Below are 25320 nucleotides of genomic sequence, written 5' to 3' on the forward strand. Positions count from 1 at the left end.
TTGCCTCGGCAAAAAAAAGCGATGGACCCAATATACAGCAAAACCCTTGAAGATCTAGAGTTCCCCACGGTGTTGGACCAACTGGCGGATCGCTGCCATACCGATCTGGGAAAGCTGCGCGCGCAATCGGTAACGCCCTTGGCCAGCAAGGAGGCGATCATAGAGGCCTTGGGTCAAACCTCGGAATACCTATCGTCCTTTGAAAACGAGAACCGCATTCCCAATCACGGTTTTGATGGGATAGACACCGAATTGAAGTTGTTGTCCATAGAGAACACCACCCTGGAGATAAGCGGGTTCAAAAGAATTGCTTCCCTATGCCATACGATGGCAACCCACAAGAAGTTCTTTAAAAAATTCCATGCGTACTACCCCCTCCTCTTTACACGGTCCGAAGTAGTGGAACTACAGTCGGAAATCCCAAAGTATATTGATCAGGTCATCGACAAATTTGGAGAGGTCAAGGATAGTGCATCGGTCAACCTAAAGGGTATCAGGCAACAGATGCATACGGTGAAAGGAAATATCAACAAGAGCTTTGCCGCTGCCCTTAACACCTATTCCGGGGCCGATTTTTTGGATGAGATCCGGGAATCCGTGGTGGACAATAGGCGGGTACTTGCGGTAAAGGCCATGTACCGAAAAAAGGTAAAGGGCTCTGTGATGGGTTCCTCCAAGACCGGAAGCATCGTTTATATTGAGCCAGAGGCCACACTTCGGTATAGCCGGGAACTCAACAACCTGGAGTTTGAGGAGACCGAGGAAATTCAGCGAATCCTAAATACACTTACGGACCAGATAAGGCCCTACGTTTCCCTCCTATCCGACTATCAGGATTTTTTGGCCCATATGGACCTTACCGCGGCCAAGGCCAGGTATGCCGAGGATATGAATGCTTTGATGCCGACCATCAATGACAAGCAGGAATTGTTTCTGCGCGATGCCTATCACCCCTTATTGTATTTAAGCAATAAGTTAAAAAGGGAAAAGACCTATCCACAGACCATTGCCTTACATCCTGAGAACCGAATCATTGTTATCTCGGGCCCCAATGCCGGAGGCAAGAGCATTACGCTAAAGACCATAGGCCTGTTACAGCTAATGGTGCAAAGTGGCCTGTTGATTCCTGTGCACGAGCGCAGTACGGTCTGTCTCTTCCAAAAGGTACTTACGGATATCGGTGATAACCAATCCATTGAAAATCATCTCAGCACTTACAGCTATAGGCTCAAGAACATGAACCACTTCCTTAAAAAGTGCAATAAGGATACACTCTTCCTGATCGATGAGTTTGGGACCGGAAGTGACCCTGAGCTCGGAGGTGCCCTGGCCGAAATTTTCTTGGAGGTATTTTACGAACGGGGTGCCTATGGCGTGATTACCACACACTATGCAAACCTAAAACTATTGGCCAACGAACTACCCCATATGGCCAATGCCAATATGCTTTTTGATGGAAAGACCCTGGAGCCTATCTTTCAATTGGTCATGGGAGAAGCTGGCAGTTCGTTTACTTTTGAAGTGGCACAGAAAAACGGAATTCCGTACAGTCTTATCAACAAGGCGAAGAAAAAGATTGCCAGGGGCAAGGTGCGTTTTGATGCCACCATTGCCAAACTGCAAAAGGAACGCAGCAAGATGGCGAAGACCGGCTCGCGGTTGCAGGAAGAGGAGTCCAAGGCAAGGGACGAGGCCAAACGTCTGGAAGCGATGAATACCAAAATCAAATCCAAGTTGGAAAACTATCAGGAACTCTACGATCACAACCAACGCATGATCTATTTGGGCAACAAGGTGAACACCGCCGCAGAACGCTATTTTCAGGACAGCAAAAAAAGACCCTTAATTTCTGAGCTCCTACGGATCGTAGAAACGGAAAACAGCAAACGGAAGAAAAAAACGGCCAAGGAGTTCAAGGAACAGCGCCAGAAAAAAGTCCAGGTAGAGCAGGAAGTGCAGCGTGAGGTGAAAGTAATCCGCGAAAAGAAAAAGGTGGCCAAGAAGAACACCCAGGCAAAGGAAAACAACAAACCCAGACCGATGTTCAAAGTAGGTGACCGGGTACGTTTACCCGATGGCAAGGCGGTGGGCAGCATTGATAGCCTGGAAAAAAATAAGGCTGTGGTCAATTATGGGATGTTCACCACACGGGTAAACGTGGATCAATTGGAACTGGTGGAGGCCAAAAAGTAGTTTACCCCCGCCCCTTCTGTCGAGGCAAATCATAGGTATTTCAACCAACAAGTCGTATTTTTGCAGTGTAATGGAATTGGAAGAAGGAAAAAAATTGATTTTGTTCGACGGGGTATGTAACCTATGCAATGGGGCGGTGCAATTTATCATCAAAAGGGACCGCAAGGATACCTTCCGCTATGCTGCTTTGCAAAGTCCACTTGGCGAGCAATTCATCGAGGCCAGAAAGATAGACACCACCAAGGTAGATTCCATTATCTTGGTAGCACCCGGCGTTGCGTATTATACCAAGGCCGCTGCGGCTTTAAAGATCGGCCAGGCATTTGGGGGCGGTTGGAAACTTTTGGCCATCCTGGAATGGATTCCTCCCATCATCAGCAATGCAATCTATGACATCATTGCCAAGAACCGCTACCGCTGGTTTGGAAAAAAAGAGGCCTGCATGATTCCTACGGCCGAACTAAAGGCCAAATTTTTGGGCTAACTAGATCAGAACGCCCTTTTACGCATCGAAACCAGCGCTTTGCGCGTTGGCTGTTTGTTATTGGTATTAATGGGATTAGGTTTAAGCAAACTTTAAATCCGCCAATGATGAAAAAACTAGCTTTTGTACTCGCCTTTGTACCCCTACTATGTTTTGCCAATGACCTACAAGTTCCTTCCACGATAAAGGAAGTGACTGTCTATTTGAACGGAGCTCAAATAACCCGTACCGCACAGTGCAGCTTAAATGCCGGCACTACAGAAATGGTATTCACAGGGCTTTCGGCCAAAATCGAGGAGCACAGTATACAGGTTTCGGGCCTACAGGCCGTATCGATCTTGGCCATGTCCTACGATATTGATTATCTCACCAAGGTCGAGAGCCATCCCGAAGTAGCAAAATGGAAAAAGGAAATTAACGCGCTTCAATCCAAAATTGCCTTTTTGCAAAACAGGATAAACGGGCTCGAAGTGGAAGAACAGCTCATTTCAGCGAACCAACAACTCCATTCCGATACCCAGGCCCTGGATCTGGATAAGATCAAGGAAATTAGCACCTATTATCGGCAACGCATAACCGCTATCAAGGACGAAATCTTTACCACCCGAAAAGAAATTGAACTGTTGAAAGAAGCGTTGCAGCAACTGGAACTTCAATTGGCTGAAATTAACCAAGCCCCTGAAAAGAGGCAGGGGAAACTGAAAATACGGTTTGATGCCCCGGCTGCTACAAGCCTGCAACTAGCCCTGACCTATACGGTAAAGGATGCAGGATGGATCCCTACCTATGATATCAAATCCAAGCAGATGAACGACCCTATAAAACTGACCTACAAGGCCCTGGTCTACCAAAAGACGGGGAATGCATGGAAGAACGTAAAGGTGATCCTGTCTACCGGGAACCCCCATCTAAATGTGGAAAAACCCGATTTGGGCACGAAGTACCTCAACTTTGTGAGCCGCCATCAAAAGCGTTATGGCAGTGGAGCCGTCAAAAAACACAAATACGCCTTTAACCCCACAGTGAAACGGGTGCTAGGCACAGTCACCGATGCCTCGGGTGCTCCCCTACCCGGCTGTAGCGTAGTCATTAAGGGAACCACCATAGGAACCCAGACCGATTTTGATGGCAACTATGCCCTTGATATTAAGGAGGGACAGACGCTGGCCATCTCCTATATCGGATTCAGAACACAGGAACTTCCCATCTACGCTTCCCTGATGAACGTACGCCTGGATGAAGACGCTGAGATGCTCGAGGAAGTGGTGGTCACCGCATACGGAACCGCCGGCACCGCTTCCTCTGGAAGCGTACGTGGTTATTCCAGTACCCCAAAACCCGTTTTACCGCTCTACCTGATAGACGGTGTTCCCGTGGACGGCTTTGCCGAGGGCGACCTGGACGAAAGCGAAATCCTGTCCATTGAAGTCCTCAAAGAAGCGAGCGCTACCTCTATTTATGGAAGCCGGGGAGCTCATGGGGTAATCCTGATCACCACACGCAAAAGCCGACAAAAGGAAGGCGTGACCAGTACGGAGTTCGTTATTAAAAAGCCCTACTCCATTGTATCGGATGGGGACATCACGGCCATAGAGATCAACACCTATCAGTTCGATGCGACCTATGAATACTTTGCGGCCCCGATCGTCAATGAGAATGTGTTTCTCACCGCCTCCTTTACGGATTGGGAGCGTTATAACCTGTTACCTGGAGAGGCCAACGTCTATTTTGATGGTGGTTATGCGGGGAAAACCGCGATCGATCCCTATATCGCCAAGAAAGAAATGTCCGTTTCCCTGGGAATTGATCCCAGTATTACCGTTGTGCGCAGGCAGAACAAAAATTTTAAGAGCAACGCTTTTATCGGAAGCAACCGAATTTTGGATAGGAATTACGAACTGGAGGTGAAAAACAATAAGTCAACTCCAATTACCCTAAAGCTGATGGACCGTATTCCGCAGTCGCAAAACAAGGAAATCAAAGTAAGTGAAATAGAAACTTTTACCGCCGATTACGATAAAAAGAAAGGGCTATTGACCTGGAAACTGGAATTGAACAGCAAGGAGAACAAAAAGGAAGGTTTCTCCTTTAAGGTAAAGTATCCACGCTACAGAGCCATCTCCTTGTAGGACCTGTTCTTCCCTTTTTTGGAGAAGAATGCAAATTTTCTATGTAAAAAGGCCACCCAAACACCTGGGTGGCATACATTTTGTGGCATTTTTTATACAAGCCATCTCTATCTTTCGGACGTTTTGCAACTGCTTGGCACCCTTACGGTGTGTCAATGCGCGTGAAGCATTGTTGCTTTCCTATTTGGAAGCATCTAAAAAGAACACCCCCATGCGGGGTGCAAGAAGTTATTCATTCAATTACTAAATTTAAATCTGTGCTATGAGAACACTATTTCTATCCATTGCAATGGTATTTTCCCTTTGGGCCCTTGGCCAGGGAAATGCCGCCAAAAATGACATTGTATTCACCAAAACTGGTGAGATTATTCAAGGTAAAGTGGTCAAGGTCACAGCCTCAACCATTAGTTTTACCTACCCTGGCGAAACCCTGATCAACGAAATTGGAACCCAAAACCTGGAAAAGATTGTCTTTTCAAGCGGCAGGACACAATCTTTTGGAACATCCTCCGCTGGGCAAAAAGCCGAAGAAACCATAACGGTCTTTGCTCCAAACGATGCGGTTCAACAAAAGGAAACTACCACGCCCATCCCTAAGGAAGAGATCTATCTAGGCCCGGGTTACGAAGAGAACAAATTATCGGTGATTCCGTTGAGTTTTACCAAGAACGGTACCTATGACAAGGACGTTTCCAGTCAGATGACTCAATTTGTAACCGATTATTTGGCCCAAAAGAACCAATCCCTGCCCATTACCGTACAGGACATGATGACCACTATAAAAAACTTAGTGGACTCCAATGTTGGATTTCGACAATTGTCACAAACACCTATTGACAGGTTACAGCAAATTTTAAAATCGGAATATATTGTTATGGTCGAGGTAAACGAGAGCAGCGCAAAGGCCGAGAAAAAGGATTCCGGTTTTTTTGATAGTACGACAGAACCCGCTTCGTCCGAATCTGGCCTGCGCTATGACATCGAACTAATCGTGTATGGAGATCAGGGGGCCGAAAAATACTCGACAAAGTTTTCGGACGAGCGCTCTTTCGGTTCTCCTTTGGGAAATGCCCATCAGGAAGGCTGGAAAACCGCCATGCAATACGTCTTGGATCAGGTATTGGCCTCTGGCAACCTTTAATTTTGCCTTAAAAAAGTAGGAATGGCAGTAAGAACGAGTGTTTTGCTGTCATTCTTATTTCAAATTATTCAAAATAAAATCGAGGGTTTTGTTCGTATTCAGGTTTTGGGCGTAAGAGTGGTTCTTATGGGTAATGTTTTGGGCCAATCCCAAATAGCGTAGTTTCTTTATGATGTCCTCATATTCCAGTGTGACCTTACCGGTAAGCAGGGTATCCATGGGTTCTTCGTGCAGGTACCGTTTGTATATTTTGCGCAGGCCGCTCAAATAAAGTCGGTCTTTTGTAAACCCACCTCCCCGATGTGCGCGTAAGGTGATGGTGAAGGCATCCTCCCTATTGAGTTTATACTGATTATGGATTAAATCAAAGGTGTCCGAAAAAGCGTAACCTTTTATTAAACTATCGGATGCTAAAACCCTGTAGGCCAATTCTTTGAGTCTTTTCAGCCTTAACGCACCGCCCATGTACTCCCCAAAAACGGCCAGACCTTCCTGGGTCTCCACATTTTTTGGAAAGCCGTTGGAGAAAATCTTTAAGGGTTGCAAGATTCCATTGTAGGTGGTGACCAAATGCACCCCTATTTCATGATGGGCCAAGGTCAGCAATTGGTTTTTGCTGAACCGGGTATTCTTTTTGATCAACAAGGTCCTGGTAGAATTGCTTACCATGGCGGCTGCGGCGATATTGGTGGAGAAACGGATGTTCAAGGGAAAATCGTACTGTTTTACAAAGTCTTCAAAATAGGCTTTTGCCTCTTCGGGGCTAAATACCTTTTCCATATCACCGGTAATGGGCTCATCCTCATAATGCAGAATGAACTTTGCATTGTGCACATCCTTCTCCGTGGGTGTGCCATAGATCCTAAGGGAATTGTAATAGAACTTCTTATCGGCCCCAATGGTTTCTATACATTGGATCATGTTGGCATAATAATAAATGATGTCCTGGTACAGCTTTCTAATCTGTTCGTCCGCGATGCGCTCCAAACGTTGGGAAAAAAACAATCGATGCAGTTTGTAGGGATCAAACTTAAGTTTGGGGTATTTAAAGGTGGGGTCCTCACTATATTTTGAAGTAAAAAACCGATGTTTCTCTTTTTCAATGTTCAACGGATTCACGTAGTTGAGCAGCTCTATGCGCTTTACCAAGCGATCCAGGTTGGCATCAATATCAAAGAGTTCGGCATTTGCCCGTTTTATATCCCGAAATTCCCCTTCCCTGATCATAGTGTATCCCTTTGAAATTCCTTCACCTGTAAAGGTATCAATTCTTTAAGTTGCTGTTCCACCGAGCGTACCACCTCGGGATAAATCGTCCCCTCATATTCATCGCAATATACCTTTGCGATCTCTGTCGCCAAAACTAGCGTATCCTTAAAGTTTTGGGTGATATATTTTAAGAAATGCCCATTGCCCTGAAACGTATCGTTGATCTTGGAGGTAGAGGCAATGCCATTGGGCAGCGTCATACCACCCAATTTTTGGCTCCAGGCCCTTGCTTGTGACCCAAACCGGTCATTATCAATATTAGCGGTCCCCAAATTCCAGCAGGGTACCTCCCGGTCCCAACGTTTCCAATTATAACTGTGCATATCGAACACCAAGGCTTTGCCATAGCGCGATTCTATTTGGTGTACCAAGGCGTGCACCACTTCATAAAAGGCATGGTGCTTCCGCAGACTATGGGACTTTTCTGTTTCCGTCAAGGGCCGTTTCCAAAGTTGTTTGCCCCATGCATCCGTGTAAATGGCCGTTTCCGGGGCACGGTTCAGATCATATTCGAACCTGCTATCACAGCCAGCGATTACAATGGGATGCGTCTGTACCATTTCCTTGGTACAGGGGTCTTCCTCGTACCAACGTTCGTATTCGGTATGCAAGCACGGTTCCCATAACGACTTCCTAAACTGGTGCCCGTCATGTACGGCCCCACAAATATACGGGGCATATTCCTCAATCTTGATCGTAAAGGAATAATCCTCGGCCACGGCCTCAAACGGTGTGCCCGAGCGGATACGGGAAACAATATCGCTTATGGAAAGTTTATGCATTCTCTACTTCACTTCGCAGGCGGGATCGTCGGTCAAACGCTTTTAGATTGTCCAAGACCTTGCTTTCAACAAAATCGATTACCTTACACTGTAGTTTGGCCTTATATACCTTGTTCATGTAGGTGATTCCGCCAGGGGACATCACATTGACCTCTACCAATTTTCCTCCAATGACATCTATCCCCACAAAATAGAGTCCGTCTTTGACTAGTTTAGGCCCAATTTGTTTGCACAACGCTTTTTCGGGTTTGGTGAGCTGATGTTTCGCGACCGATCCCCCTGCAGAAACATTGGAGCGATGATCGTCCGACCCTGGAACCCGTTTCATGGCACCAATGGGTTCCCCATTGAGCAATAAGATACGGACATCGCCCTGATCCGCACCTTCAATATATTCTTGAAGTATAACATAGTTAGAGCTTCCATCTGAGTTTGTTACATAAAAATCCAATAGGGATTTTATATTGGACATGGCCGATTTTTCGATGAGGATAACCCCAGAGCCCCCAAAGCCGTTCAAGGGTTTTAGGATCATTTTGTCCGCTTCGGATTCCTTGATTTGCCGCACTAAATAATTTTTATTCTTAGAGACATGGGTCACCGGAATAATGTTGCTATGGGAGTCCCCAAATGCTGCCGTATAGAGCTTGTTATTGGCCTCCCGAAGCCCCTGCAGGGAGTTTACGATAAAGACATCGTCCTTTACCGAATCCAAAAAATTGAGCATTATGGGATCCAGGGGCGGATTGGCACGCATAAAAATCACATCGAACCCTGCCAAGGGCAACATTTCCTCCCGTAAGGTGGCCTGTTTGTAAAACGTCTTCAGGTTGCTCGATACCTTATCCATTCTGTTGATTACGGTACAGAAAGCGTTGGTGACGCTGTTCCGGATGGTAAGGTTGGCGGGTGCACAAAGGGCCACGCCATGATTGCGTTTCACACACTCATGGATGAGCGCCAGACTGGTATCGTTCTCTGGGTCTACCTCCTCCCAGGGGTACATTAAAAAACAGATGTTCATTTTTAGTGTTTTTAAGGTTCTACTTTACTTCTTCCAAATGGTCGTCCCATTCCTTTACCTTGGGCTGACCCAGTTTCCCGACGGATTTGGCCACGGCCATCGATACCGTGGCATCCCCGGTAATGTTCACTACGGTTCGGCACATATCCAAAGGTCGGTCTACTGCAAAGATCAAGGCCAACCCTATGGCCAACTTGTCCGCAGGAAACCCGATGGACTCCAGCACAATGACCAGCATAACCATACCCGCACCGGGAACCGCCGCTGAACCAATAGAGGCCAACAAAGCGGTAAGCACTATGGTCAACTGGTCGGCCAAAGTGAGGTCAAAAGCCAGCGCCTGTGCGATGAACACTGCCGCCACACCTTGGTATAAACTCGTGCCATCCATATTGATCGTGGCTCCGACCGGTAGCACAAAACTGGACACTTCCTTGTCTACTCCTATATGCTCCTCTACCCTTTCCATGGTTACCGGCAAGGTAGCCGCACTGGAACTAGTGGAAAAGGCCAACAATTGGGCCGGACTGATTTCCTTAAGGAACCAGAATGGGTTTTTCTTGGTAAAAACGGAAACCACAATGGCGTAGAATACAATCATCAGAAAAAGGCCCAGCACCACCACTCCTGCATATTTTAACAAGGCCAAGAGCAGTTCCGGGTCGCTCGAAGAGGCCACAACGCCCGCCAAAAGCGCAAAGACCGCAAAAGGCGCAGTTAACATGATAAGGTCCACCATTTTCAACACTACGTCATTGAGGGCGTCAAAAAACTGTTTCAGAGGTTTTGCACGCTCCTCCCCGATGAGCAACATGGATATGCCAAGAAAAATGGTAAAAAAGATTACCTGAAGCATCAAACTGTTGTTGCTCATAGCTGCAAGGGCATTATCAGGAACCATATCTACCAAAAAATTGAGAGGACCACTATCTTTTTGCCGGGTGGCCTCTTCGATTTTGGAAGTTACCCCGCTATCTGAGGCATAGGTATCGGTCAATTTCGTAATCGTCGCTTCCGAAATACCCTCGCCAGGCTGAAAAAGATTCACCAGCAGTAATCCGACACTAATGGCCACCACGGTAGTCCCCACGTAGATGCCAATGGTCCGCAGACCAATATTCCTAAATTTGGAAATGTCCTTTAGGTCGGAGATTCCCTTTACCAGGGAGGCAATAATCAAGGGAATGGCGATCAGTTTCAGGAGTTTTACAAAGATGGTTCCAAAGGGTTGTACCCAGTCTGCTATAAAACCTTTCCCCCAGGAGAGATAGGTCATTCCGAAACCAAAAACAATACCAACTATCATCCCAATGAGAATTTGCCAGTGCAATTCAATTTTACGCATATCGTTGTTTTAGGGCGGTAAGATACTATTTTGAACCGAAAACCCTAGGGACAAATTTATATTTTGTTGGTACGGGAAAGCAGGGAATAATCGGCCAAAACCAAGGCTGCCATGGCCTCTACAATGGGCACCGCCCGTGGGACAACACAGGGGTCGTGCCTTCCCTTGCCCTTGGTGGTGATTTTTTTCCCCTCCTTGTTGATGGTCTCATAGGGCTGGATGATGGTGGCCACGGGTTTAAAGGCCACATTGAAGTAAATATCCATCCCGTTGCTGATGCCGCCTTGCACACCACCGCTTAAATTCGTCTGCGTTGTGCCATCGGTATTGTAAGCGTCATTGTGTTGGCTGCCCTTCATCACCACACCGCCAAAGCCACTGCCATATTCAAAGCCCTTTACCGCGTTTATGGATAGCATTGCCCTGCCCAATTCGGCATGTAATTTGTCAAAGACCGGTTCTCCAAGACCAATTGGTACATTTTGGATGACACAGCTGATGATGCCACCAATGGTATCGCCCTCTTTACGTATCGCCTTGATATATTCGATCATTTTTTGAGCCATCCCTGGGTCCGGACAGCGCACTGCATTGGATTCGATAAGAGAAAAATCCAATTCCTGATAGGGTTTATCCAATTTCATGGAGCCTACTTGGGACACATAGGCATGAATCTGTACAGGAGCCAGAAACTGTTTGGCTATGGCCCCGGCCACTACCCTACTAGCCGTTTCCCTTGCAGAACTTCGCCCACCGCCGCGATAATCCCGAAAGCCATATTTTTGATCATACACATAGTCCGCATGGGAAGGCCTATAAGAGTCCTTGATATGCGTGTAATCCTTGGATTTCTGATTGGTATTGTGGATGGCAAAACCGATGGGTGTACCGGTGGTCTTTCCTTCAAATATCCCGGAATAAAAGACCACGGTATCCGGCTCCTTGCGTTGGGTCACAATGTCTGACTGCCCCGGTTTTCTACGGTTCAATTCGCGTTGCACTGCTTCCAAATCCAGGGACATTCCTGATGGGCAGCCATCAAGCACCCCGCCAATTGCGGCCCCATGTGATTCCCCGAAAGTAGTAAGTTTAAATAGGTTTCCGAAAGTATTGCCCGCCATAGAGTATGATTTCGTTCCAAAGGTATATCTAAATTGGGCAAAACCAAAATTTGTTCTTACAGCAATGTTGCGCCAACAAAGCTCGTAGTATCCCATCCAAGGGAAAGACGATTTACTGAACGATCAATGCCTTTCTAAGAATACTTATAGGGTGCTCGGCCGTTCTGCCTGTTCCATCGTAGATTTGATGCCTGCAACTGGTGCCGTTGGCCGCGATACAAGTAGCTGCCCCTGATTTTCGAATCGATGGGAACAGCTTCAGTTCCCCAATTTGCATACTCGTACTGTAATGCTCCTTTTCATACCCGAAGGAGCCCGCCATGCCGCAACAACCGGAACTAATGATACTAACTTCAAAGTTCTCCGGGAGGTTCAAGACATCAAAGGTTACCTTTTGATCGGACAAAGCTTTTTGATGGCAATGGTTGTGCACCTTAATTTTTTTGGGTTCCTTAGTAAAACTACCGGCCTTTACCCTGCCCTCACTTATTTCCCTGGCCAAAAACTCTTCGATCAAAAAAGAGTGTTGCGCAATTAGATCAACCACTCCCTTGTCTTCCGAAAATCTACGGTACTCGTCCCTAAAGCTGAGGACTGCCGAAGGTTCCAGACCTATAATGGGGTATCCCTTCTCCGCAAAAATCTTTAAACGATCAATGTTCCGCAGGGCCAAACGTTTGGCTTGCTTCAAAAAACCCTTTGAAATATAGGTGCGACCACTTTCGGCCTGAAAAAGCTGTACATCATAACCCAAATTGGTTAAAACCACTATGGCGTCCTTGCCTTGATCGATATCGAGGTATTGGGTAAACTCATCAATATATAGTACTACTTTTTTAATGTAGCTAAACTCCTTGTTCTTAATTAATTGTAAGTATTTATCGAAATTAAAACTCGATACTTCGGGCATGCGTCTTTCCAAGGCTACACCCGACGTTCTTTTGACCAGATTGCCCAATAATCCGGAACGGTACACCGCATTGGTGAATGCGGAAACTTTGCTGCCCAATCGGTTTAACCTGGTACTATGGGCAAAGAGTTTACTTCTAAAACCGTACCCGTTGGCTTCTTGATATTGATGCGAAAATTCGGCCTTTAAGGCGGCAACATCCACATTGCTGGGACACTCGCTCGCACAAGCCTTACAGCTTAGGCATAGATCAAAGACCTCTTTTAGTTCTTTATGGTCAAAAGCATTGGCAGATTGGTTCGGCTGGGTAAGAAACTCGCGCAAGGCATTGGCCCTACCCCTTGTGGTGTCCTTTTCGTTCCTTGTAGCATGATAACTGGGGCACATGGCCCCGGACATGTGATGCGTTTTTCTGCAATCCCCACTCCCATTGCATTTTTCCGCGGCCTTGAGAATCCCCTCGCTATCGCCAAAGTCCATCAAAGTAGCGACCTTGGGCTCTTCCCGATCCACCTCATACCTCAGAGACTCGTCCATTGGGAAAGGGTCTACGATTTTTCCTGGATTAAAAATACCATAAGGATCAAAATACGATTTGATCCGCTTGAGGAGTTGATAGTTCTTTTCGCCGATCATCGTAGGTATGAATTCCGCACGGACAATCCCATCGCCATGTTCCCCACTAAAAGACCCCCTGTACTTTTTGGTCAGATGGGCCACATCGGTGGTAATGGACCGAAACAAGGCCACATCCTCGGATTTTTTTAGATTAAGAATGGGCCTAAGGTGTAGTTCCCCTGCTCCGGCATGGGCATAATAGACCGCTTCCTGCTTATATCCCTTCATAATCGCGGAAAACTCCCCAATAAAATCCTTGAGATCTTCCAGGGCCACGGCGGTGTCCTCAATACACGCTACGGCCTTACGGTCGCCTACCATATTCCCTAATAAGCCCAAACCCGCCTTTCGCAGTTCAATGGCCTTAGGGATGTCCCCATGCCTAAGGACCGGATGGGCATAACTTAAGCCCGAAGTCGCTATAGTGTCCAACAACTCCTTTAAAGCCACCTCAAGGGCATCCTCGGAACTGGCCCTAAGCTCCAGCATAAGCAGTGCCTCTGGATCACCCTCAACAAAAAAGCGGTTGGCGAATTGGGTGCGGTTGTTCTTGGTACAGTCCAAGATCACTTTGTCCATCATTTCACAGAGATGGAGTGCATGGCCCATTACGGGGACTACATCGGCGAGGCAATCCTCGAGCCGCTTATAATGTGTGACCACCATGGCGGAAAAAGGAGGAGGACTATCATCCAATTGCAGTGTTATTTCTGTGGTAAAGGCCAAGGTACCCTCGCTGCCGCTCAATAATTTGCACAGATTGATATCTCCTTGGGAGTCCCCAAAAAGCATGTTCTTTAACAATTCATCCATGGCATAGCCGGTATTCCGTCTATGAATTTCAGCTTTGGGAAAATTATTTATTATTTCTTCCCTTATTTCTATGGAAGATAATTCTTTAAATATGTTTTCATAAATTTTTCCTTCAAGTGATTCCTGCTTTCTTTTCGCATGGAAACCGGCTTCGGAAAGTGCCTCAAAGGTAGCTTCGCTACTGTCGGAGAGCAATGCTTTTAAGGCCACGACCTTGTCCCTGGTTACACCGTATTGTATGGACGTGGTCCCTGAAGAATTGTTGCCAACCATACCCCCGATCATGCACCGGTTGGAGGTAGAGGTATTGGGACCAAAGAAAAGACCGTGGGGGGCAAGATATTGGTTCAGCTCATCTCGGACCACACCTGGTTGCACGCTAATCTGCTTTTTATCCGTATCCAAGTGTAAAATCTTGGTGAAATGTCGGGAAACATCCACTACAATTCCATCCCCCACACATTGTCCGGCCAAGGATGTACCTGCGGTGCGTGGTATTAGGCCCAGTTTATTTTCCCTGGCAAACGAAATGAGTTTTTTCAGGTCCGCTACTCCTTTTGGATAGGCCACTGCCATTGGGCGTTTTCGGTACACCGAAGCGTCTGTGGCGTAAAGGGCCTTGGTGAGTTCGTCTGTATGCAACTCCCCGTCGAGGCTGGCTTGCAGGACTTTGAGAAAATTTTTATCCAAGCTGGAACAATTTTGGGCACTAAAATAAGTTTTTATTAACTGAACACAACCATGCACCACGAATTTTAAACTTTATATAAACACACATCTTATGAAAATTTTTAAAGCAGTAATCCCTATTCTTTTTTTTGGCTGCCTATCTGTTAGTGCCCAGGAAATATCGGAACATGCACTGGGACTTCGGTTAGGTGATAGCGATGGCTTCGGGGCCGAAATTTCTTATCAAAAATCAATTGCACGCTACAATCGGTTGGAAATTGACCTCGGATGGCGCGATAGTCGCGAGTTTGATGCCTTTAAACTGACCGGAGTCTATCAATGGGTACATTCCATTGATGGTGATTTTAACTGGTATTACGGCATAGGGGGCGGACTAGGAAATGTGGATTTCGAATCCCGACTTAACAACAATAATCAGCCCTTTACCCCAGATGGGGGACTTTTTATCTTTGCCGCCGGCGATATTGGAATAGAATATAATTTTGATATTCCCCTTTTAATTTCGCTCGATTTTAGGCCAGAAATTGGTCTTATCGGCTACGATGATTTTGATGACAGTTTTGATTTTGACATCGCGTTGGGCATTCGATACCAGTTTTAAGCTAGCATAACATACCAATCAAAAGCCCTAACATAGTGTTAAGGGCTTTTTTTATATGCGCTATATAAGTACCTTTGCCGAGCAAAATAACATTTCCATGAAAAAAATAGTAGTGGCGCTCTGCGCTTTAGCCGCCGTGGCCGCCTGCAATGACAACCCTAATGGCTTCATCGTTGAAGGCACCATAAGGGGCGATTTGGAAAATGGAACCAAGATCTTTCTAAAGAAGACCGATGAAAAAAACCAACCCATAGACGTGGACACTACCACGGTAGAGGAGGGTAAATTTCTTTTCCAGGGAGAATCCGATATTCCCGAGCTGCATTATATTTTTATAGATAAGATACGAGGCAACATCCCATTTATCGTTGAAAATGGGGAAATAGAATTAAAGGCACAAAAGGACAGTTTGGGCCTTGCCAAAATAAAAGGCACGCTGCAGAACGATCTGTTTGCAGATTTTCTCAAAAATTCCCGGGAAATATCGCTCAAGGCAATGTCTATGAACGAGGATATGAGGAGGGCTGCCAGTGCTACACCAAGGGATGAGGCTACGATGGCATCTTTGAGAGAGGAATACTTTGAACTTCAAGAGGAAGCCAAAAGTTTTGAGCTCGATTATGTAAAAAACAACCCGAATGCTTTGATATCGGCCCTGATCATTGACAAAGTGCTTACCACAAATGCCTTGTCAGAGGATGAGGTACAACAAATGTACGAGGCCCTAAGCCCAGAAATTAAGGCAACCAAGGTTGGCAAGGGAATTAAGGAAAAACTGGACAAAAAGAAAAGTACGTCCGTGGGGTCCAAGGCGCCCAATTTTTCGGCCCCTACACCTACCGGTGAAGAGCTGGCCTTACACGATGTATTGGGGAAGGTGACCATCGTTGATTTTTGGGCCGCATGGTGCAAACCCTGTCGTATAGAAAATCCCAATGTGGTAAAGGTATATCACAAATACCATGAAAAAGGCCTAAATATTTTAAGCGTATCCCTGGACAAAAAAGCAGAGGACTGGAAACAGGCGATTTTGGACGACGGCCTGGTATGGAACCATGTCTCCAACGTGGATTATTTTGACGAGATTGCACAACTTTATGGGGTAAATGCTATTCCGGCCACTTTTATCTTGGACGAAAATGGCGTAATCGTTGCAAAAAACCTTCGAGGAAATGATTTGGAGACCCAGATTGCTTCCATGTTACAATAGCTTATAACCACCATTGAACACATACAAAAAGCCCTGAACGTACTGGTTCAGGGCTTTTTTTGTATTTATTTTGACTGACTTGCTTAAGGTATTAGAACTTGTTCCTTACGTCATTGAAGGTGCCGCTTACAGTACTTGAACCATTTCTTTGGACAGACCCAAAAATGTTTACGACCGAGTTTTCCCCGATGAACTCCAGGGTTGCCCCATCGTTCAGGATAAGATCGCCATAAATAATAAGGTTACCCTCTACTCGAAAAGTAGCTCCGCTTTCCACCGTAACATCTCTCCTCCTATTGTTCCTTCCCACTACAAAAGTACCGTTCATTTCAAAAAGTGCATCGGTATCCAGGCCTACATTGTTGATTACGGTCCAAGAACCGCAAAGCAAAAGGGATCCAGCTACATTCAGGTTTTTGAATCTTTTGGCTCCTCGGTATTCCAAAGTCTGACCTTGGCTTACGTTAAGTGTAGAACTACCACTATAAGCGGGCAGGGAAGCACAACGGGCGGCCAGACTTTCAGAAGGTCTGTTTAATTTTATGATTTGTAAACCTTCCCTCCCGGAAGCCGCAAATAGATAATCATCTTTGGAAGCCACATAGTTTATGGAGCCCTCCAATTCAATAATACCCACAAGGTCCGCGTTGTTGCCATTGTCCTCGGACAAGCAAAGTCCGGCACCGCCATTGGCCATAAGAATCATCTCTTCGTTGGTGGCGACCGCATTGGTCACGATATCCGACTCGGCCACACCGGCCGGATCGATCAAAATGGGAATATACTCCACCAAGCTTCCCGATGAAAGGCTGTACACACCGGCACCTTTGCCTCCCTCGGAAACCACAATCTTATCCCCGGAAAAATCAATGGATTTTTTCGTAGCAAGACCAAAATCGGTATCGATAGGAATTTCTTTGATTACTTGATAACTGGCATCTAAAATGACCAGTCCCGTACTAGCGTTCAATAAAGCTATATTCCCTTGGTCCAAAGCCAAGGATCTTAGGTCGTCATAGGGTACTTCTTCCTGTATGGCCAGATCCGATTGGTTATAAACGGTCAAAGATCCGTCCTTACCACTGGTCGTCAGGACCCTTTGGCCATCTACGGCCACATCATTGGCGTTGAATCCCTGCTGAAAGCCATAGGTAATACCTCCTCCTGTGTTAAATCTTCCGTTGGAGACCGCAATTTTGCCCACAAAAGAGTTGGATGTGGCCAACGCGGATGTCTCTGAATTGACGCCTCCTGCTACATATACAAATCCATTCTCGTACTCCACGGAATTGAGATCCGCATTGAGATAGATCAGACGCGAGGTAACCCTTGGACTATTGGGGTCACTGATGTTTATGATTTCAACAGCTCCAAAATAACCATCCTCCACTTCGTTGTAGGACACATAGGCATAGTTGCCCTCTACATCTACATGGGAGGCAGTTAGGCCCCCTCTGCCACGATAGGTTGGGGGGTTCACTTGGGCTACCAAAGTTAGGGGATAGTCCCCTGCGATATCGGCCTTGTTGGTAAGGCCGCCCTTATTGGTCAAGGCGTCTTCATCGAAAATCTCAAGGACACCCGATTTGTCATAGCTAATGCTGCCTTCCAATTCGGCTTCGTTGCTTTCTACAATTACATCATCCTGAAGATCATCCTTAAAGACGGTAGTTTCGTCGCTACAGGAAGTAAATAGCACTGTAGCTGCTAAAAATAGTTGGGGAATTCGTTTCATTGTAAGTAGGTTTAACAATACTCTAGTTAAGATTTGGGTCCTACGTAAACGCCGAAAGCGGGGAAAAGGTATATTTTCCTACGGATTTTTCGATGAATTGCGTAATATGGTGTATGTATGCCTCAATATGGGGCTGAAACTGCGCCTTTGTCCAAGGCCTGATCAGATTTTCCCCATTTTCTCTAGGACAAAAAGAATCAGGATGGGAATGGCCAACAGCACCACCATGATGGTATCGCTTTCTATAAGTCCGGGCTTAAAGAGCAATGTGGTCACATAGCCCCCTATGGCGCCCCCAAAGTGCGCGGTATGCCCTATATTGCCCAATCTGCTCTTCATACCGTATATGGAATAGAGCAAGTAGGCGATACCCAACACGTAGGCGGGTAAGGGAATAGGGATGAACATAAGGCCCAGTTGCATATCCGGTTGCAGAAGAATGGCTGCATACAAAATTCCGGTCACGGCCCCACTGGCACCAACGGCGCTGTAATAGGGTTCCTTTTTATGAAAAAACAAGGCCAACAGGCTTCCCGCTACGAGGCTGATCACGTAAATAATGATGAACTTGGACGGACCAAACCAGTTAATGACCACATCTGCGAAAAAGTAGAGTGTGAACATGTTGAAAAAAAGGTGGGAAATATCCACGTGGAGAAAGCCGGAAGTGAACATACGTTCTTTTTGTCCTGCCTGTATCGCACCGATTCCAAACTTATAGCGCTCAAAAAAAATGCCGTCCCTAAATCCCCTTAAGGACACTAGGACATTGGCAGCAATGATGGCAATCGTGGCAATATGCAAATCCATGTTTTTCCTGAGGTTTGGTGTCAAATATAGCTATATTTGCCAAAACTTTCCCGCACACAAATGCAGCTATTGGTCTATATTTTGGCATACCCATTTCTTTGGCTTATCTCCGTACTTCCGTTTAGCCTTTTTTACCTTTTTTCGGATTTTGCCTTCTTTTTGGTGTATACCGTATTTGGGTACCGCAAGAAAGTGGTCTTGGAAAACCTACAACTCGTTTTTCCAGAAAAAAGCGAAGAGGAAATAATGCAGATCCGCCGTAAATTCTACGCGCACATGTGCGATGTTTTCCTTGAAATGATCAAAACCATGGGCATGACCAAACAAACCATGGAGAAACGGTTCAAAATCATGAATATTGAGGTGCTACGGGAAATTGAAAAGGAAAAAAGTTGCATCGTGCCCATCACCCACTACGCCAATTGGGAGTGGAATGTTTGCGTTAACAATTATTTTGAGTCGAAGGGTTATGCGGTCTACCAAAAGATTCAAAACAAATATTTCGATGCGTTGGTCAAACGGATCAGGGCCAAATGGAATGCTACGCTCATCACTCAAAAAGAAACCGTAAAGACCGTGATACGGAATGAACAACAAGGAATAAGATCCGTATACGGCATGGTTAGTGATCAATCGCCCATGATGTCCGAAGCCAGGTATTGGGGTTCTTTTATGGGTATTACGGTACCCGTGCATACCGGGATGGAGGTGTTGGCCAGGAAGTTAGATCTTGCAGTGGTTTTTTTAAAGGTTTCCAAGGTAAAGCGGGGATTTTATGAGGCCGAGTTTATCCCCATTACTACGGCGGGAGGCCAAACGGACGAAAACAGCATTACGGACCGTTTTTTGGAAGAGGCCGAAAAGCAGATTAGGGAAAAACCGGAGTATTATTTGTGGACCCACCGAAGATGGAAACACCGACACAAGGTCCCTGAGGAAATGCTCAAATGAAGCGCCCCAAAATCGGATAGGAAACTAGAATGGAGATAACCACTTTAGCAAGGAACAGGAACTATGGTCGCCATACGATTTAAAAAAAGGTATTTCATCTATGCGCCGCTATTGGCCTATCTCCTATTCAATTATTCCTGCCTTACAATGCGCACTTCCCGGTCCCAGACGAAGAAATTCTTTGTGGAACAAAAGGTGGCCTATGTTGATACTACAGTGCAAATAGGAAATCAGGAAATCCACTACATTCAGACCGGAAAGACCAATGCCCCTACCCTCGTATTTGTACATGGCTCCCCGGGAAGTTGGGATGCCTACAAGGGGTATCTGGCAGATTCCGTGCTGCGCGAACACTTTAGGATAATAGCTCCGGACAGGCCTGGTTTTGGTTATAGCGACTACCGAAAAAGCATGGGCCTAAAGGCACAGGCAAAACAATTGAACTCCCTATTGGTGGCCCTAAGCAACGGGGAGGCCTATACCCTTATCGGCCACTCTTATGGAGGACCCTTGATTGCTCAAATGGCCGTGGACCAACCGGCGCTCTACGATAACCTGGCCATCTTTGCGGGTGCGCTGGATCCCCATTGCGAAAAACCGGAACGCTGGCGTTATCCCTTCGGTGCCTTTCCCTTAAAATATTTGGTTCCCGGTTCCCTAAAGCCATCAAACGAGGAATTGATTTTGCTGAAAACCGATCTCAAGCATCTCAAGAAGGAGTTGCACAAAGTTTCCCAAAATGTGCTGATCATGCACGGCACCGAGGACAAATTGGTGCCTTATGGGAATGTCCCGTTTATGCAGCGCGAGTTTACCCAGGCACAAACAATAAAGCTTCTCCCGTTGGAGGGTGGAAACCACTTTTTTATTTGGGAACAACAGGATTTTGTTATAAAAAACCTGATAGACTGGCTAAAGTCCGAGGAACAACCTTGATCAGATTCCAGCTATTTCCTTGATCTCCAAAATAATTCTGTCGGCAAGTGCATCCGCCTCGGCCTGACTTTTTGCTTCCGTATAGATCCGTATGATCGGTTCGGTATTGGATTTCCTGAGGTGTACCCAGTTTTCCGGAAAATCTATTTTTACCCCGTCCACAGCGCTTACTTCCTCATCCCTGTATTTCTGTTGCATCTGTGCCAGCAAAGCATCCACATCCAAATCGGGCGTCAGTTGTATTTTCTTTTTGCTCATAAAATAAGCGGGATAACTGTCTCTTAGCTCCCGGACCGTTCCGCCACGTTCCGCCATCAACATTAAAAACAGCGCGGTTCCCACCAAAGAATCCCTACCGTAATGACTTTCCGGGTAAATGATACCCCCGTTGCCCTCTCCTCCTATGATGGCATGGTTTTCCTTCATTTTAGTGACCACATTCACCTCTCCCACAGCCGCGGCCTCATAGGTGCCCCCGTATTTTTCGGTGACATCCCGTAGGGCCCGTGAAGAGGACAGATTGGAAACTGTATTTCCCCCGATCTTCGCAAGTACATAGTCGGCACAGGCCACTAAGGTATATTCCTCCCCGAACATTTCCCCAGTATTATCAATAAAGGCCAAGCGATCTACATCGGGGTCCACAACGATACCAAAATCGGCTTTTTCCTTTACCACCAATTCGCAAATATCCCCTAAATGCTCCTTTAGAGGCTCGGGATTATGCGGAAAATGTCCGGTAGGGTCGCAGTACAGTTCCACTACCTCTACCCCTAAAGCCTTAAGAAGTTTGGGAATGGCAATTCCTCCCGTGGAATTTACCCCGTCCACAACCACTTTGAACCTGCTTTTCTTGATGGTATCCGCATCTACAAGTGGTAGGTTCAGCACTTCCTGGATGTGGATATCGATATAGGTATCATTTTTGGAAACCTGTCCCAAAGCATCCACCTCGGAAAATGAAAAGGCCTCACTTTCTGCCAGTTGCAGGATTTTGGCCCCTTGTTCGGCATCCAAAAACTCGCCTTTCGCATTTAAAAGCTTCAAGGCATTCCATTGTTTGGGATTATGGCTGGCAGTGAGAATGATCCCGCCATCTGCCTTTTCCAGAGGTACGGCTATTTCTACCGTGGGCGTGGTGGAAAGTCCAAGGTCCAATACGTCTATACCCAAGCCCACCAAGGTGGAGACCACTAGGTTTTGGATCATTTCCCCAGAAATACGGGCGTCGCGTCCTATTACGATTCTGAGCTTAGCTTTATTGGTATTTTCCTTAAGCCAACTGCCATAGGCAGCAGCAAATTTTACGGCATCGATCGGCGTTAAATTATCCCCAGGTGACCCACCAATGGTACCCCGTATTCCGGAAATGGATTTTATAAGTGTCATATAGAACGAAAAAGTTTTGGCAAATATACAAGTCTGTGGTCAATCATATGTTGCTAATTAGTAAATTCGGCCTTAAGAATTTTAGGTACCCATGAATTTTCTAGCGCACATCTATCTGTCCTTTGACGATGACCAAGTGACCATCGGAAATTTCATTGCCGATAGCATTCGGGGAAACCGTTACGATCATCTGCCCAAGCAGGTGCAGAAAGGTATATTGCTACACCGGGCCATCGATACCTACACCGACGCACATGCTACGGTTCGCAAGAGTACCAAAAGGCTCCATAGGAACTACAGCCACTATAGCGGAGTAATCGTTGATATTTTTTACGATCATTTTCTTGCCAAAAATTGGTCGAGCTACTCACCCACCCCGCTCAAGGAATTTGTGGAGAACTTCTATGACCTGCTCGAAGATAATTATACCTTGCTTCCCGAGGGCATAAAACGGATGATGCCCTATATGATCGCTGATAATTGGATCTACAACTATGCCAAGATGGAAGGCATTGGCAGAGTGTTGAACGGAATGAACCGCAGGACCAAAAACAGATCCAAAATGAATTTTGCCATATTGGACCTCGAGGAACATTATTCCGAATTTGAATCTGAATTCACCTCCTTCTTTGAAGAGTTAATTATCTTTTCCAAACAAAAATACCTTTCCCTATGCGAAAAATAATACCCCTGTTTTCCCTTCTCCTTTTTATTGGTTGCAGTAAAAATTTAGCTCCGCCTACTGGTGTTGTTACCGAAAATGCCATGGTAGTTTCTGCCCGTGCAGAAGCCTCCAGAATAGGTGCTGAAATTCTTGGAAAAGGTGGAAACGCCTTTGATGCCATGGTAGCCACCGAAATGGCTTTGGCCGTGGCATACCCCTATGCGGGCAATTTGGGCGGAGGCGGGTTTATGGTGTATCGTACCAGTGATGGAGCTGTCGGAGGCTTGGACTATAGGGAAAAAGCGCCACTATCGGCACACAGGGACATGTATTTGGACTCCCTGGGCAATGTAGTTCCGGGCAAAAGCACTATTGGTGCTACCTCGGTGGGTGTTCCCGGTTCCGTGGCCGGTGTTTTTGAAGTACATAAAAAATTTGGATCGCTCCCTATGGAGACCATCCTCCGACCCGTAATCGAACTCGCCGAAAAGGGGGTGATTGTTACCGAAAAACAGGCAGTGCGGATTGAAAAATACAAAAAGACCATCCTACAAGTAAATGGTGACAGCACCTTGTTCGCAGCGTCCTTTAAACCGGGGGATACCATTAAATATGGGGCCTTGGCCCGTACGTTGAAGCGCATAGCCAAAAACGGTAGGGACGAATTCTATAAGGGCGAGACCGCAAGGAAATTGGCCACCTTTATCCAAGACAAAGGTGGTTATATTACCGTTGAAGACCTGGAAAAATACCAGGCTAAATGGCGCACACCCGTGGTTTTTGATTACAAGACGCTTAAAATTATCTCGATGAGCCCTCCCAGCAGTGGCGGGGTAACCCTTAACCAGATCTTCAAAATGATGGAGCCCTATGATATTGCGGCTTACGGACATCACTCGGTAGAGGCGGTCCAATTGTTCACCGAAGCCTGCAGAAGGGCTTATGCCGACAGGAACCACTATTTGGGGGACCCCGATTTTGTAGACATTCCTCTGGAGGTCCTGCGCAACGATGCCTATCTCCAGGAACGGATGCTCGACTTCAGCTTTGACCGGGCCACCAAGTCCTCGGAAATAGAACGGGGTGCCGTGGAAATCATAGAAAGCACTGAAACCACCCATTATTCTATTGTGGACGGGATGGGGAATGCCGTTTCCACAACAACCACGCTGAACGGAGGCTACGGCTCCAAGTTGTATTGTGATGAACTGGGTTTCTTTCTCAATAACGAGATGGACGACTTTAGCTCAAAACCCGGTGTTCCCAACACGTATGGACTGGTAGGTGCCAATGCCAACAGTATTGCGCCAGAAAAACGCATGCTAAGCAGTATGACACCCACGATTGTGGAAAAGGACGGAAAACTATGGATGGTAGTGGGTTCTCCCGGGGGATCTGCCATCATAACAGCCGTGGCACAGACCATATTAAACGCCTACGAGTTTGGAATGAGTATGCAGGACGCCGTAAATGCGCCTCGTTTCCACCATCAGTGGCTCCCCGATACGGTGACCTTTGAATTGGAAGGCTTTCCGGAAGCATTAAAGGCCGAGTTGGAATCCAAGGGCTATCAGGTAAATAAAGGGCGCACTCCCATAACAGCCAAGGTCGATGCCATACGGGTGCTGCCCGATGGCACGTTGGAAGGTGGCGCCGATAAACGTGGAGACGACACCGCTGTAGGATTTTAGAACATTAAGATGTAGCTTTAGGGAGATATAATTGTACATCCATTTAATCCGTATACCTATCAAAAAATTACTGAAGATACTCGCACGGGCCCTCCTGGGGCTCGGAATATTGCTCCTGTTCACCTACGCGGTGCTTTATGTGCTTTGCCATGAGCCACGGCCCGAGCTCGAAGCAAGTTTTGAAGCCGATATGCTGGCCAATAAAATGTTGAAGGCGGTAGGTAATGAAGCCTACAAAAATACCCGATATTTGGAATGGTCCTTTAGAAATGGGGCCCATCAATTTTTATGGGACAAGACCAAAGGGGTGGCCCAGGTAACGTGGAGCGATAAAAAAGTGGTGCTGGATCTAAACGATACTGCCAAAAGTATGGCCTATCAAAACACCGGTTTGGTAAGGGGTGATCGAGCGGAAAAGTTGATCAAAAAAGCAACCGCTTTGTTCAACAACGATTCCTTTTGGTTGGTAGCGCCCTTCAAGGTTTTTGACCCGGGTACCCAACGGGGCGTTGTGCTTATGGAAGACGGTTCTCGAGGGTTGTTGGTCACCTACTCCAGTGGTGGGGATACCCCAGGGGATACCTATCTCTGGAAACTACGGCAGGATGGTTTCCCAGAAAGTTATCAAATGTGGGTGAGCATCATTCCCATAGGGGGCGTAGAGGCCAGCTGGGACGATTGGCAGGTGGTGGATAGCGGTGCATTTCTTCCCAAATCGCATGAACTGGGACCTATTACCCTGGATATGGGCGCGGTAAAAGGGTACAACTAAGCTATTTGAGGTTGAACCGGTAGCTTGCGGTACCCCAATCGT

20 protein-coding genes are annotated in these 25320 nt (G+C 46.5%); 11 read left to right on the forward strand and 9 right to left on the reverse strand.

All coding sequences use genetic code 11. The features are described from left to right. Positions 1-21: 21 nt before the first annotated feature. The 4 genes from ACRD67_RS09475 (at position 22) to ACRD67_RS09490 (ending at position 5947) form a co-directional block, all read left to right on the forward strand. The gene (locus tag ACRD67_RS09475) at positions 22-2193 is read left to right on the forward strand and encodes an endonuclease MutS2 (RefSeq protein WP_430966894.1); all 2172 of its coding nucleotides are present in this window, start codon (positions 22-24) and stop codon (positions 2191-2193) included. Positions 2194-2263: 70 nt separating this feature from the next. Next, complete coding sequence (locus ACRD67_RS09480; protein ID WP_430966895.1) at positions 2264-2677, forward strand: thiol-disulfide oxidoreductase DCC family protein; 414 nt, start codon at positions 2264-2266, stop codon at positions 2675-2677. 104 nt (positions 2678-2781) lie between these two features. Further along, positions 2782-4806 carry a mucoidy inhibitor MuiA family protein gene (locus tag ACRD67_RS09485; protein ID WP_430966896.1) on the forward strand — a complete coding sequence of 675 codons (2025 nt, stop codon included), beginning with the start codon at positions 2782-2784 and terminating at the stop codon, positions 4804-4806. A gap of 262 nt (positions 4807-5068) precedes the next feature. Further along, the gene (locus ACRD67_RS09490; RefSeq protein ID WP_430966897.1) at positions 5069-5947 is read left to right on the forward strand and encodes a hypothetical protein; all 879 of its coding nucleotides are present in this window, start codon (positions 5069-5071) and stop codon (positions 5945-5947) included. Between the two features lie 54 nt (positions 5948-6001). Here ACRD67_RS09490 and ACRD67_RS09495 read toward each other — a convergent pair whose 3' ends face one another. From ACRD67_RS09495 to ACRD67_RS09520, 6 genes are all read right to left on the reverse strand, one after another. Continuing rightward, a complete protein-coding gene (locus tag ACRD67_RS09495; protein ID WP_430966898.1) occupies positions 6002-7174 on the reverse strand; it encodes a peptidase MATCAP family protein in 1173 nt (390 codons plus the stop codon). Continuing rightward, positions 7171-7998, reverse strand: a complete 828-nt coding sequence (locus ACRD67_RS09500; protein ID WP_430966899.1) for an N-formylglutamate amidohydrolase — start codon at positions 7996-7998, stop codon at positions 7171-7173. Before ACRD67_RS09500 ends, ACRD67_RS09495 begins: the two co-directional genes overlap by 4 nt. Next, complete coding sequence (gshB, locus tag ACRD67_RS09505) at positions 7991-9022, reverse strand: glutathione synthase (protein WP_430966900.1); 1032 nt, start codon at positions 9020-9022, stop codon at positions 7991-7993. The genes ACRD67_RS09500 and gshB overlap by 8 nt, the downstream gene beginning before the upstream one ends. Before the next feature lie 19 nt (positions 9023-9041). Continuing rightward, positions 9042-10367, reverse strand: coding sequence for a dicarboxylate/amino acid:cation symporter (locus tag ACRD67_RS09510; RefSeq protein ID WP_430966901.1), 1326 nt, complete (start codon positions 10365-10367; stop codon positions 9042-9044). 56 nt (positions 10368-10423) lie between these two features. After that, positions 10424-11488 (reverse strand): chorismate synthase, encoded by a 1065-nt coding sequence (aroC, locus tag ACRD67_RS09515; RefSeq protein WP_430966902.1) that lies wholly within the window; start codon positions 11486-11488, stop codon positions 10424-10426. Positions 11489-11600: 112 nt separating this feature from the next. Beyond that, the gene (locus tag ACRD67_RS09520; RefSeq protein WP_430966903.1) at positions 11601-14519 is read right to left on the reverse strand and encodes an FAD-binding and (Fe-S)-binding domain-containing protein; all 2919 of its coding nucleotides are present in this window, start codon (positions 14517-14519) and stop codon (positions 11601-11603) included. A gap of 91 nt (positions 14520-14610) precedes the next feature. Here ACRD67_RS09520 and ACRD67_RS09525 point away from each other — a divergent pair, with 91 nt between their 5' ends. Both ACRD67_RS09525 and ACRD67_RS09530 read left to right on the forward strand, forming a co-directional pair. Next, a complete protein-coding gene (locus tag ACRD67_RS09525) occupies positions 14611-15120 on the forward strand; it encodes a hypothetical protein (protein WP_430966904.1) in 510 nt (169 codons plus the stop codon). Positions 15121-15217: 97 nt separating this feature from the next. Further along, on the forward strand, positions 15218-16330 hold the full coding sequence (locus tag ACRD67_RS09530; RefSeq protein ID WP_430966905.1) for a redoxin domain-containing protein: 1113 nt from the start codon (positions 15218-15220) through the stop codon (positions 16328-16330). Between the two features lie 91 nt (positions 16331-16421). On the opposite strand, the gene ACRD67_RS09535 is transcribed toward ACRD67_RS09530, so the two are convergent. Both ACRD67_RS09535 and ACRD67_RS09540 read right to left on the reverse strand, forming a co-directional pair. After that, on the reverse strand, positions 16422-18065 hold the full coding sequence (locus ACRD67_RS09535; protein WP_430966906.1) for an LVIVD repeat-containing protein: 1644 nt from the start codon (positions 18063-18065) through the stop codon (positions 16422-16424). A gap of 162 nt (positions 18066-18227) precedes the next feature. Beyond that, a complete protein-coding gene (locus ACRD67_RS09540) occupies positions 18228-18875 on the reverse strand; it encodes a rhomboid family intramembrane serine protease (RefSeq protein ID WP_430966907.1) in 648 nt (215 codons plus the stop codon). 60 nt (positions 18876-18935) lie between these two features. Here ACRD67_RS09540 and ACRD67_RS09545 point away from each other — a divergent pair, with 60 nt between their 5' ends. Beyond that, complete coding sequence (locus tag ACRD67_RS09545; RefSeq protein WP_430966908.1) at positions 18936-19826, forward strand: lysophospholipid acyltransferase family protein; 891 nt, start codon at positions 18936-18938, stop codon at positions 19824-19826. Positions 19827-19889: 63 nt separating this feature from the next. Beyond that, positions 19890-20762, forward strand: a complete 873-nt coding sequence (locus ACRD67_RS09550; RefSeq protein ID WP_430966909.1) for an alpha/beta fold hydrolase — start codon at positions 19890-19892, stop codon at positions 20760-20762. On the opposite strand, the gene glmM is transcribed toward ACRD67_RS09550, so the two are convergent. Next, positions 20763-22151 (reverse strand): phosphoglucosamine mutase, encoded by a 1389-nt coding sequence (gene glmM, locus ACRD67_RS09555; protein WP_430966910.1) that lies wholly within the window; start codon positions 22149-22151, stop codon positions 20763-20765. Between the two features lie 91 nt (positions 22152-22242). Here glmM and ACRD67_RS09560 point away from each other — a divergent pair, with 91 nt between their 5' ends. Genes ACRD67_RS09560 through ACRD67_RS09570 form a run of 3 tightly spaced genes read left to right on the forward strand, consistent with a single transcriptional unit; the run spans position 22243 to position 25278 of the window. Next, complete coding sequence (locus ACRD67_RS09560) at positions 22243-22836, forward strand: acyl carrier protein phosphodiesterase (RefSeq protein ID WP_430966911.1); 594 nt, start codon at positions 22243-22245, stop codon at positions 22834-22836. Continuing rightward, positions 22824-24506: a gamma-glutamyltransferase gene (gene ggt / locus ACRD67_RS09565; RefSeq protein ID WP_430966912.1), complete on the forward strand. Its 1683-nt coding sequence runs from the start codon at positions 22824-22826 to the stop codon at positions 24504-24506. The genes ACRD67_RS09560 and ggt overlap by 13 nt, the downstream gene beginning before the upstream one ends. Before the next feature lie 31 nt (positions 24507-24537). Continuing rightward, positions 24538-25278, forward strand: coding sequence for a hypothetical protein (locus tag ACRD67_RS09570; RefSeq protein ID WP_430966913.1), 741 nt, complete (start codon positions 24538-24540; stop codon positions 25276-25278). The last annotated feature ends 42 nt before the right edge of the window (positions 25279-25320 follow it).

The sequence above is a fragment of the Eudoraea algarum genome (genome assembly GCF_050589645.1).
Classification (GTDB): Bacteria; Bacteroidota; Bacteroidia; order Flavobacteriales; family Flavobacteriaceae; genus JBNGOQ01.